A 1,571-nucleotide genomic window follows, 5' to 3' on the forward strand; every position below is an offset into this window, starting at 1 on the left:
GCTGATAGAAACAGAAGCCACTGGAGCACCTCAAAAACACCATCATACACTAAATCAGTAAGTTGGCAGCATCACCCCCAAATCTCATTTTCAGCCTGAGCAAGCTCTTCACCACAAGAATATTTTTTTATAATACTGAAGAGCTTAGGCTTCACCTGTCTGATTATTTGCCACGGAGCTGTTCGGCCGGTGTAATTCATAACGATGCCATTTTTACCGGCGTCGACTAGTGCCGCATCATGCTCTTGAAGCATTCGGACCAGTGCCGCCCTAGGCAGTTGTTCGTAATCCATAATTGCCCTTTATCGTTCATGCTAATAACAGTAGACATAGCTTTATACGAGGTTATTTCCTATCGTGTTCAGCCTACTAGTGACGTTCCATCATGTGTACCACTACGTAGTAGCGAGAATTTTGTAGACTGTGGAACGTGCAATCTTTAACTGTCTGGATATGCTGGTTGCGCCAAGACCTTGTTCACGAAGACAGTGAACTTTAGCTTTATCCACTGTTGGTTTGCGGCCAAATTTAATCCCTTTAGACTTGGCCTCTAACCTTCCTTCATTTGTTCGTTCAAGGATGCGAGTACGCTCTGCTTGAGCTACTGCTGAAAGAATGGTGACGATCATCTTCCCCATCTCCCCATCGGTACTAATCCCGTCATCAATGAACCGGACAGCCACGCCCTGGGCGTCAAATGTTTTAATCAGTTGGATCATATCGGCAGTGTCGCGGCCAAGACGGTCAAGTTTCTTGACCAGAATGACATCACCTTCCTCCACCTTCATACGGAGCAGATCCAGCCCCTCCCTGTCGGCAGAGCTGCCGGATGCCTTGTCGGTAAAGATGCGGTTGAATTTCACCCCCGCGTCTTTGAGCGCCTTGACCTGAATATCGAGAGACTGCTGACTGGTTGATACCCGTGCGTAACCAAAAAGTCGCATAAAAATGTACCTTAAATCGAATATCAGACACCGTATGTCTATTATGGCAAAAATACGATTTAATAGACAGTCCATGCCTGCCGTTTTATGCTGTCTTATAATTCATAACATTTCGGACGGTTGCAAAAATGTTACTAAATGCCCGTCAGGCAGGGAGGCCGATATGCCCGTTGACTTTCTGACCACTGAGCAGACTGAAAGCTATGGCAGATTCACCGGTGAACCGGATGAGCTTCAGCTGGCACGATATTTTCATCTTGATGAAGCAGACAAGGAATTTATCGGAAAAAGCAGAGGTGATCACAACCGTCTGGGCATTGCCCTGCAAATTGGATGTGTCCGTTTTCTGGGCACCTTCCTCACCGATATGAATCATATTCCTTCCGGCGTCCGGCATTTTACCGCCAGACAGCTCGGGATTCGTGATATCACCGTTCTTGCAGAATACGGTCAGAGGGAAAATACCCGCCGTGAGCATGCAGCGCTGATACGTCAGCACTATCAGTATCGTGAATTTGCCTGGCCCTGGACATTTCGCCTTACCCGTCTTTTATATACCCGGAGCTGGATAAGCAACGAACGTCCTGGCCTGCTTTTCGATCTGGCGACAGGGTGGCTTATGCAACA

The 1,571-nt window shown here is 47.5% G+C and carries 3 protein-coding genes; 1 reads left to right on the top strand and 2 read right to left on the bottom strand.

Annotation, left to right across the window (positions count from 1 at the left end; genetic code table 11):
• Nucleotides 1–71: 71 nt before the first annotated feature.
• Nucleotides 72–293, bottom strand: coding sequence for a hypothetical protein (locus tag QMN38_RS26535; RefSeq protein ID WP_323606407.1), 222 nt, complete (start codon nt 291–293; stop codon nt 72–74).
• A 102-nt stretch (nt 294–395) separates the two neighbouring features.
• Nucleotides 396–944 carry a recombinase family protein gene (locus tag QMN38_RS26540; RefSeq protein WP_025760443.1) on the bottom strand — a complete coding sequence of 183 codons (549 nt, stop codon included), beginning with the start codon at nt 942–944 and terminating at the stop codon, nt 396–398.
• Between the two features lie 163 nt (nt 945–1,107).
• On the opposite strand from QMN38_RS26540, the gene QMN38_RS26545 reads away from it, so the two are divergent.
• Nucleotides 1,108–1,571: DUF4158 domain-containing protein (locus QMN38_RS26545; protein WP_133302565.1), on the top strand; the 464-nt coding region annotated here is incomplete at its 3' end.

The sequence above is a fragment of the Citrobacter sp. R-1.5.2 genome (genome assembly GCF_035064245.1).
Taxonomy (GTDB): domain Bacteria; phylum Pseudomonadota; class Gammaproteobacteria; order Enterobacterales; family Enterobacteriaceae; genus Citrobacter.